This window comes from Paenibacillus sp. CECT 9249, from assembly GCF_918697855.1.
Classification (GTDB): Bacteria; Bacillota; Bacilli; order Paenibacillales; family Paenibacillaceae; genus MSJ-34.
In genome coordinates this window covers 44,167-53,087 of record NZ_CAKKLI010000035.1, presented here as the reverse complement: position 1 = coordinate 53,087, position 8,921 = coordinate 44,167, and the positions used below count along the sequence as shown (strand labels likewise).

Below are 8,921 nucleotides of genomic sequence, written 5' to 3'. Positions count from 1 at the left end.
TAAATGACTTGATTTTCGGGCTGGGTTTAGTTTGGTGCTGTCATTTTCCCTGACTCCCTTGCTTTACGGCCAAGAAAATTTCCAATTCTCAAGAATCAGGGACTTGACATCTTACCGCTGGACTTAGGCGTAAGTATTGTGATCAAGATTCCGATTGCAGCATAACAAGCCGGATAAACGAGTCGAATTCCAGGTTGCCGAAATAATGCTTGATATCGACCCCTTGCAGCGCTTCGCGCACCGATTGCTCCTCATAGCGAGCTCCTTGCAGCCGCTCCTCGATATCCGCCACATCGCCTACGCCGAAGAAATCGCCGAATATTTTGGCAAGTTGGATTCGCCCGTCTTCCACATCCAGACGGATGTCGACGATCCCGATCGGAAAACGTTTGGAATTGCGAATATTGCATTTCGGCGATTCGCCGTAGTTCCAGTCCCAATTCCGGTACCGCTCGGCGGAAATTCGCTCGATTTGGCGCCAATCTTCTTCCGTCAGCTTATATTGCGGCACTTGATCGGGGTCCATGCCGAAGATGGAACGGAGCAATTCGGCTCTAAATTGCTCGATCGTCATCGGCTTGCTCAAAAACTCCTTAATATTCGCTACCCGGCTGCGGATCGATTTGGTGCCTTTGGATTGAATTTTCTCCGGGTTGACGTTCAAGGCGGACACGACGCTTTCGATTTCCGAATCGAACAGCAGCGTTCCGTGGCTGAACATTCTGCCTCGGGTAGAGAATTGGGCATTGCCCGAAATTTTCCGTTCTCCAACCTGGATATCGTTGCGTCCGGTCAATTCCGCTTCGACGCCCAGCGAGCGCAGCGCCTCGATGACCGGCTCGGTAAACTTGCGGAAGTTATGAAAAGATTGGCCGTCGTCTTTCGTAATAAAGCTGAAATTCAGGTTGCCAAGGTCGTGATAGACCGCGCCGCCTCCCGACAAACGGCGTACGACGTGAATTCCTTGTTCCCGGACATACTCCGCATTGATCTCTTCGATCGTATTCTGATGCTTGCCGATGATGATCGAAGGCTCGTTAATATAAAACAGAAGGTAACTGTCATCCGCCGGCAAATGCTTGAGCGCATATTCTTCTATGGCCAAATTCACCCTCGGATCGGTAATGCCCTGATTATCGATAAATAGCATGGCTCACTCCTCCTGGACATTTTATTTATTCTCTCCTTACACATTGTAAATCAAATTGCCGGGTTAGACAAAGAATTTCGCCGTTGACGGGGGACAAGTGCCGCATTATAATACATAGATATACGATGTATAGTAAATCAAGGTAAAAGGTGCCTGCGCAAGGAGGAGGATTCGTTTGAAAATTAATAAGGAATTGCTGAAGGGAAGTACCGTCATGCTCATTTTATCGCTGCTGGAGCGGAAAGAAATGTACGGTTACGAAATGACGAAGGAGATCGAACGCCGATCGGGCGGGACGTTCGCATTGCGCGAAGGGACGTTGTATCCCATTCTACATACGCTGGAAAGCGGCAAATTGGTGGAGGCTTATTGGGATCGGCAGGATGGGCGCAAACGTAAATATTATCGCATTACGCCGGCCGGCAAACGACTATTGGAAGAGAAAAAGGCGGAGTGGACGCTGTTCCGCAATTCGCTGGACGGTGTGTTAGGGGAGGGAGGAGCATGAGCGTAGCGCCGCATCAAGGCAAAATTAGCGCATATATCGATGAAGTGTTGAAACATGTGAAAGCGAAGGATGTGCATGATTCGATCCGGGAAGAATTGGAGAATCATATCGCCGAACGGATGGAAGAGGCGATTGCCGCGGGGATGCCGGAGGAGGAAGCCGCGGCGGAAGCGATTCGTCATATGGGCGACGCGCATGCCGTTGGACGCCAGTTCCATTCGGCGCATAAGCCGCGCGTCGACTGGGGGTTTATCGGTTTTTTTGCGGTTTGGCTTATCGTCGGTGTACTGGCGATGGCTTCGGTTCAGGCAGGGGACGGCAAGCTTGATTATGTCAACCGTCATTTGATTTTTCTAGGCCTAGGTTTGATTGCGTTCGCGGCATTCTTTTTTATGGATTATCGCAAGCTGCAAAAGATCGCAGTGCCGTTGTACGCGGGCTCGCTGCTGCTTATGTTATTGGCGATGCGGTTCGACACGACTATGAACGGCGAAAGAGGCTGGCTTGCCGTCGGCGGAATCGGCGTCAACATCTATAGTTTTGTCCCGTATTTGCTGCTATTGGCCATCGCCGGGATCGTAACGCAGCGCGCGGATAAAGGCTGGAAAGCGTGGGGGCTCGCGGCGGTCCTGTTCGGAATCCCGTTCCTGTGGCTGATGGGCGTTCCAAGCTTGTTGTATGCGCTCCTGTTCGCCCTAGGTTTTTTCGTATTGTGGTGGCTGCACGCGCGCAATTGGAAACATAACTTGGCTATGCTCGCTTTCGCTGCGATTCCCGTCTTCCTGCTTTATCATTTCTTTCCCGCAAGAGCGAGCTTCATGTTCCGGTTGCCTGCTTTCGTAAGCGCGGCCGCCGATCCGGAAGGGGCAGGCTATACGACGCTCCAATCGCTCAAGGCGATCGGCGAGGCAGGATGGTGGGGGCTGGGGCTTGGCGCGCCGAATCCGCTCATTCCAAGCATCCAGTATGAAATGGTGTTTACCTATTTCATTTACAGCTTCGGTTGGCTGGCGGGAGCGGCGGCCATCGTGCTGATGGTCTTTCTCGTCCGGCGCCTGCTCGGCATGACGCTGCGCATCCGGGACGCGTTCGGCTCCGTTGTCGGCGGCGTTATCTGTTTCGTGTTTGCGGTGCAATTTGCCTGGCATGTGCTGATGTCTTTCGGCGTGCTCCCGATAGTGGGCATCGGCCTCCCGTTTATAAGCGCCGGCGGCGGGCAGCAATTGATATGGATGGGGATGATGGGACTCTTGCTCGGCATTTACCGGCGCAAAGATATGATTCCGGCGAAGGAAGCGGTATAGGGGAACGGACGTTTCGGATGTAGCGGCGCGCTGTACGTTATGTGTGCGGGTCGGGTTCTCCGTGCGCTGTACGTTAGGCTCTCCGTTGCACTATACGCCGGGCCTTCGGTTAAGCGGTCGTTGGGCTGCCCGTTATGTGTGCTGGGTGGCCCCGTCAAGTTTGTGCCCGATGAAGGCGTTCCGGTGCGATTAGCGGTAAAAGCTACATCTATTTCGTGCCGTTTGAGCAGGGGAAGCGCATTAACGGTAAATTGCGGAGGCAATTCCAACCGTTCGCGCGATATTGATCGACTACGGATCAATTAACGGTATGTTTTCCATCTATTTGAGAATATCGAGGAAAAAGGATCATATTAGCGCCGTTTTTTCCATCTAATTGTCAGACGCTCGACTGCTGTCGGGTGCAAATAACATGCGTCCCGATATTGCATGTCACTTGCGGCGCACCAGCGACTTTTCGCCGCCGGGAATCGACCCGGCGGTTTTCGCTTGCCCGCAATGAGATATAGCCGGACTGCGCGCGGCCCGGCGGCGGGGAGTTGACGGAAACGGGCGATCGAGAACATAATGGTACCATTATAAAAAATGGGGGAGACATGATAAATGATCGAACGATTCGGGCATGGGGGCGACTTGGATACGGCGGCGGCGGAATTCGGCGTTGCGCCGGACAGCATACTCGATTTCAGCGCAAACATTAATCCGCTCGGCCCGCCGGAGGGTCTAATGGAACGGTTGCGGCAGGAATTGCATTCGGTAATCCATTATCCGGATCCCGATCATCGTGAGTTGCGCAAACTGCTCGCGCAGCGGACAGAATTGGAGCCTTCCTCCATCTGCATCGGGAACGGCGCGGCGGAGTGCATGGCGCTGGCGGTGCTCGGGCTTGCGCCGCGCAATGTCGGCATCGTCACCCCGTGCTTTTCGGAATATATGCAGTTGGCACGCCAATTCGGCGCGAACGTCGTCGCGGCGCAAGGCGGCGAGGAGAACGGATTTCGCGCCGGTACGGCCGAATTATGCAATTTGCTCGAACGGACGGATCTGGTTTTTATCGGGCAGCCGAACAACCCGACAGGGCTGCAATACGATATGTCAACGTTGGAGACGGTATTGGAACGGGCGGAGGAAACGGACACTTATATCGTGCTGGACGAAGCGTTTATCGATTTCATTCCGCCGGAACGGCAAGCGACGATGCTTCCTAGACTGCCGAAATACCCTCATTTGATCGTAATCCGGTCGCTGACCAAATTTTACGCGATTCCCGGACTGCGGCTCGGATTCGCCGCCGCGCATCCGGAAACGATCGGGCGTATGAAGCGCAAGCAGGTCACATGGAGCGTGAACCGGCTGGCGCTTGCGGCTGGCGAATGTTGCCTGGCGGCAGGAGAAACGTATGAGCGGATGACGAGGGAACGCACGGCGGAGGAGCGCGCGTTTCTGATCGAAACGCTGGAGCGGGATTTCGGCTGCCGAACTTGGCCGAGCGAAGCCAATTTCATTCTTGTGCGGCTGCCGGCGCCGTGGACGGCGGAGCGGATGCAAGCCGAGCTCGGACGAATCGGCGTGCTGATTCGCAATTGCTCGATGTACGAAGGATTGACCGCTGCCGATATCCGCATTGCGGTGAAAGACCGGAAGGCGAACGAACGCTTGATCGAAGCGATGAAAGAAGTATGGCCGGGAGGGATGAGACAATGAGCCAACCGTTTCGCAACTTGTCCAAGGAGAACGATGCGTACCTATCCCGCGTCTGGCCCGGGCTCGAGTTCCGGCATTGCCGAAACGGGAGCGAGCCTCTCGGCTTGGGGCATATCGTCATGAACGCCCCATGCGGGCTGGAGACGCTGAGCGGCGCGCCGTACGGCGGCGGATTCGGCCGAGCTGACCGCATCATAAACGCCTTCGTGCCGAAGACGTTCGACTGCGCCGATCCGGTCGCTCATATCGACGGCTTGATCGGCGCATGGGGATATGCGCCGGAGCGGACGATCGGCCTGCTGACGGCGGCCAACATCGCCCTTGCCTCGATTGCCGAGGCGGAGGGCGATCAGGCGGCGATCGTCTGCTGCACGACCGCCGGCACATCCAACGGGGCGCGCGCAGGCAAGGAACGCCCGGTATTCAGCGCTTACGCAGCGGGTACGATCAATACGATCGTCGCCATTGACGGCAGGTTGACGCAAGCGGCGATGGCCGGCGCGCTCATTACGGCGACGGAGGCGAAGAGCGCGGCCTTCCAGGATCTTGGCATCGTCGACGCGCATACCGGGGAGATCGCGACAGGCACGACGACGGATACGGTAGCGATCGCCGCCAGCCAAAGCGAGCGCTTCGCCGGCGTTCACCGCTATGCGGGCAGCGCGACGACGCTCGGCAATTTGCTCGGGCGCCTCGTCTACGAAACCGTCTATGAAGCGGTACGAACGCAAGGAGAATCGACGTAAATGGCGACTCAGGCAATATTGATGCTAGTAGCCTACATCGTCGACCGTATCGTGGGCGATCCAAGGCGGCTTCCCCATCCTGTCGTATGGATGGGCAAAGCGATCGTTGCGGTCGAGAGGGCGATTCGCCGTTTCGCCGGGACCGGCCGGCAGTTGAAGCTTGCAGGCATGCTGCTGCCGCTGCTGCTCGCGGGCGGTTCGTTCGCCATCGTCTGGCTCGTTCTCGCCTTGTTGGCGCGCATTCATCCTTGGCTGGCCTGGGGAGCGGAGGCATGGCTCATCTCCACGACGATCGCCGCCAAAGGGCTCAAGGACGCCGGGATGGAGGTATACCGGCACTTGGCCTCCGGCCGCTTGCCCGAAGCGCGCCGTTCGCTCGGCATGATCGTGGGCCGCGACACGGGGACGCTGGACGAGCCGGAGATCGTGCGGGGCACCGTGGAAACGGTCGCCGAGAACATCGTCGATGCGATCGTCTCCCCGCTGTTCTATGCCGCCATCGGGGGCGCGCCGCTGGCGATGGCCTATCGGGCCGTCAATACGCTCGACTCGATGGTCGGATATAAAAACGATAAATATTTGCATCTGGGCTGGGCCTCGGCCCGGCTTGACGATATCGCGAACTGGATACCGGCCCGTCTCACGGCGGTACTGCTTACGCTGGCCGCCTTCTTGCGCCGTCTCGACGCCGCGCGCGCTTGGCGCACCGTCCGCCGCGACGCGAAGCTTCATCCGAGCCCGAACAGCGGATGGCCCGAGTCGGCGGTCGCGGGAGCGCTCGGGGTAAGGCTCGGAGGCTTGAACATGTACAAAGGCGTCGCTTCGTTTCGGGCCTACATGGGCGATCCGGTTCATCCGCTTCGGGCGGATCATATTCGCAAGGCGGCGCGGCTCATGCTGGACGTTGCGACGTTGTTCGCCTTAGTATGCGCGGCGGCGTTGCTTGGCCTTGACCTGCTTCGGTAGAAGCGCGGCTCAAGGTGTGATATTTTTGCAAACAGGTTGTAAAGCCGGGGGTTTTCCCATATAATCAACACTGAGACGAATCGCTTGAAAGATAGAATTGAATACAATACCGATGGGTCCTTGCCGTTTCGTACGGAGCGAGATTGCAAGGTTAAAAGGGAAGCCGGTGCAAATCCGGCACGGTCCCGCCACTGTAAACCGGGGATTTTCTCACAACGGCCACTGTCCTTATTCGGATGGGAAGGCGAGAAAATCGTAACCCGCAAGTCAGGAGACCTGCCTATGGGTGCGACTTACAAATCCTTCGAGGAAAGGATTGCGCTAATTTGGAGCATCACGCTAATGTTGCTTTCGAATTCGACGTACCTCGATCCCAGGATCGGGGTTTTCTTGTTGATGCCGTCGGTATGTCCGTAATGGGTATTCGCGTCAAGCATTCTTCGGAATCGTTACTAGGTGGAGGAGAGGAACGAAATGACAAACAGCTTCAAACGAATCGCAGCCTGGATGCTGGCGTTCACGCTCGCATTCGCGCTTAGCGCATGCGGTTCGAACGGTCCGCAAGCGGCGGCGGATGAAACGAATGCCGGGCTCGAACAAGGACAGGCCCAAGGGCAAGAACAGACGGACGGCAAGACGGAGTCCGGCCAGGCGGATTTAAAAACGCAATATCCGCTGACGGTCAAGGATGCGACCGGGCATGAATTTACTTTCGACAAGGCGCCGGAAAAAATCGTTTCCGTATCGCCTGCCGAAACGGAGTCGTTATTCGCATTAGGGCTTGACGAGCAAATCGTCGGCGTCTCCGATTACGACGACTACCCGGAGGCGGCGCTGTCCAAACCGAAAATGGGCGGCATTACGAAACCGAACGAAGAGTCGCTGATCGCCGCGCAAGCGGATATCGTGTTTACCGGGATCTCGATGAAAGCCGATACGGTGGAAAAATTGCGCAGCCTCGGCATTAACATTTTCAAAGTCGAGCCGAAAACGTTGGACGATGTCATCGCCAATATCGAATTGTACGGGCAGATCACGGACCGGCAGGAACAGGCGAAACAAGTGACCGACCGGATGAAGGCGGATCGCGACCGGGTCGTCGAAGCGGTGAAGGACTTGAAGCCGGAGGAGAAGAAGAAGGTGTATGTCGAGTTTTCTCCGGGCTATACCGTCGGTAAGGGCGAATTTATGGACGAACTCATCACGATTTCCGGCGGCGTGAACGTCGCTTCCGATATTACAGGCTGGAGCAAAATTAGCGAGGAAAATATTATTCAGGCCGATCCGGACGTCATCCTGTACGCGAAGGAATTGGTCGATTTCGATACGAAGAAACCGCTGGAAGAGATCATTCGCGGACGCAGCGGCTGGGATAAAATAACAGCGATCAAAGAAAACCGCGTCGTCGGTTTGGACGACAATACGCTCAGCAGACCGGGACCGCGGCTAACGGAAGGGTTGCTTGAAATGGCGAAAGGCATCTATCCCGATTTGGTGAAATAAATGAAAACGAAACTGCTAGTGTGGGGAGGAGCCGGAGGTTTGCTCCTCCTTTTGTCCATTGTGGTCTGTATGGCGATCGGTTCGGTGCAAGTGCCGGTGCGGGATATTACGGCGATTGTGCTTCATCGGATTCCATGGGTCGGGGATTCGATTCCGCAGACGTGGACCGATTCCGCGGAACAGATCATGGTGAAGGTCCGGTTGCCGCGCATCGTCCTCGGCATGCTGGTCGGCGCATCGCTGTCGCTGGCCGGTGCGGCGTTTCAAGGGGTGCTGCGGAATCCGCTCGCCGATCCTTTTACGCTCGGCGTATCGTCCGGCGCTTCGGTCGGGGCGGCTTTCTTAATTTATTTCGGGATGCAGTATTCGTTTGCCGGGCAATGGACGATTCCTCTCGTCGCTTTTACGACCGGCTCGATCACGTTGTGGATCGTACTGCGTATGGCGCAGCGGGAAGGCAAAATTCCAACCGAAACGTTAATTTTATCCGGCGTTGTAATGCAAGCGTTTCTGGGTGCGGTCGTTTCCTTTCTCGTGGCGATGTCCAAGCAGACGGTGAACGATATTTTGTTCTGGACGATGGGCAGCTTGGCGCTGCGCGGTTGGCCGTATGTCGCCGTGTTGACTCCGTATTTGTTGATCGGCTGGATCGTGCTGATCCGGTACATGAGGCCGCTGAACATTTTGGCGCTAGGGGAGCGGCAGGCCGCCCACCTTGGATTGCATGTCGAGCGGACGAAGACGATCGTGCTGCTGACCGCTACGCTCATGACGGCGGCGGCGGTATCGGTAGCGGGAGTCATCGGCTTTGTCGGGCTGGTCGTCCCGCATATGGTCAGGCTCCTTGTCGGTCCGGACTACCGGCTGATCGTGCCGTTGTCCGCCGTCGGCGGCGGCATCTTCATGGTATGGGCGGATACCGCGGCCAGATCGGTGCTGGCGCCGACGGAAATTCCGCTCGGCGTCGTAACCGCCTTCGTCGGGGCGCCGTTCTTCGCTTATTTGCTGCATCGGAACAAAAAATTGCGGAGGAGCTGAAG

At 56.5% G+C, this 8,921-nt stretch carries 8 protein-coding genes and 1 riboswitch; of the genes, 7 read left to right on the top strand and 1 reads right to left on the bottom strand.

All coding sequences use genetic code 11. From position 1 onward, the window contains the following. Positions 1-142: 142 nt before the first annotated feature. A complete protein-coding gene (locus LQ229_RS19975) occupies positions 143-1,150 on the bottom strand; it encodes a lipoate--protein ligase (protein WP_216539631.1) in 1,008 nt (335 codons plus the stop codon). 175 nt (positions 1,151-1,325) lie between these two features. Between LQ229_RS19975 and LQ229_RS19970 the strand changes: the two genes are divergently transcribed. The 7 genes from LQ229_RS19970 to LQ229_RS19940 all read left to right on the top strand — a co-directional run bounded on the left by LQ229_RS19970 (position 1,326) and on the right by LQ229_RS19940 (position 8,919). Then, positions 1,326-1,658 (top strand): helix-turn-helix transcriptional regulator, encoded by a 333-nt coding sequence (locus LQ229_RS19970; protein WP_216539630.1) that lies wholly within the window; start codon positions 1,326-1,328, stop codon positions 1,656-1,658. Further along, positions 1,655-2,962 (top strand): FtsW/RodA/SpoVE family cell cycle protein, encoded by a 1,308-nt coding sequence (locus LQ229_RS19965; RefSeq protein ID WP_216539629.1) that lies wholly within the window; start codon positions 1,655-1,657, stop codon positions 2,960-2,962. The genes LQ229_RS19970 and LQ229_RS19965 overlap by 4 nt, the downstream gene beginning before the upstream one ends. Before the next feature lie 603 nt (positions 2,963-3,565). Then, complete coding sequence (gene cobD / locus LQ229_RS19960) at positions 3,566-4,666, top strand: threonine-phosphate decarboxylase CobD (RefSeq protein WP_216539628.1); 1,101 nt, start codon at positions 3,566-3,568, stop codon at positions 4,664-4,666. Then, positions 4,663-5,412 carry an adenosylcobinamide amidohydrolase gene (locus tag LQ229_RS19955; RefSeq protein ID WP_230192669.1) on the top strand — a complete coding sequence of 250 codons (750 nt, stop codon included), beginning with the start codon at positions 4,663-4,665 and terminating at the stop codon, positions 5,410-5,412. Before cobD ends, LQ229_RS19955 begins: the two co-directional genes overlap by 4 nt. After that, on the top strand, positions 5,413-6,378 hold the full coding sequence (gene cbiB / locus LQ229_RS19950) for an adenosylcobinamide-phosphate synthase CbiB (protein WP_230192668.1): 966 nt from the start codon (positions 5,413-5,415) through the stop codon (positions 6,376-6,378). Positions 6,379-6,475: 97 nt separating this feature from the next. Further along, a riboswitch (cobalamin riboswitch) is annotated at positions 6,476-6,677 on the top strand. Positions 6,678-6,852: 175 nt separating this feature from the next. Further along, entirely contained in the window at positions 6,853-7,881 is a 1,029-nt protein-coding gene (locus LQ229_RS19945) for an ABC transporter substrate-binding protein (protein ID WP_230192667.1), read from the top strand. Then, a complete protein-coding gene (locus LQ229_RS19940) occupies positions 7,882-8,919 on the top strand; it encodes an iron ABC transporter permease (protein WP_230192666.1) in 1,038 nt (345 codons plus the stop codon). The last annotated feature ends 2 nt before the right edge of the window (positions 8,920-8,921 follow it).

Coding starts and splice junctions, on each gene's coding strand:
- LQ229_RS19975 (WP_216539631.1), bottom strand. CDS start 1,150: ATGCTATTTATCGATAATCAGGGCATTACCGATCCGAGGGTGAATTTG.
- LQ229_RS19965 (WP_216539629.1), top strand. CDS start 1,655: ATGAGCGTAGCGCCGCATCAAGGCAAAATTAGCGCATATATCGATGAA.
- cobD (WP_216539628.1), top strand. CDS start 3,566: ATGATCGAACGATTCGGGCATGGGGGCGACTTGGATACGGCGGCGGCG.
- LQ229_RS19955 (WP_230192669.1), top strand. CDS start 4,663: ATGAGCCAACCGTTTCGCAACTTGTCCAAGGAGAACGATGCGTACCTA.
- cbiB (WP_230192668.1), top strand. CDS start 5,413: ATGGCGACTCAGGCAATATTGATGCTAGTAGCCTACATCGTCGACCGT.
- LQ229_RS19945 (WP_230192667.1), top strand. CDS start 6,853: ATGACAAACAGCTTCAAACGAATCGCAGCCTGGATGCTGGCGTTCACG.
- LQ229_RS19940 (WP_230192666.1), top strand. CDS start 7,882: ATGAAAACGAAACTGCTAGTGTGGGGAGGAGCCGGAGGTTTGCTCCTC.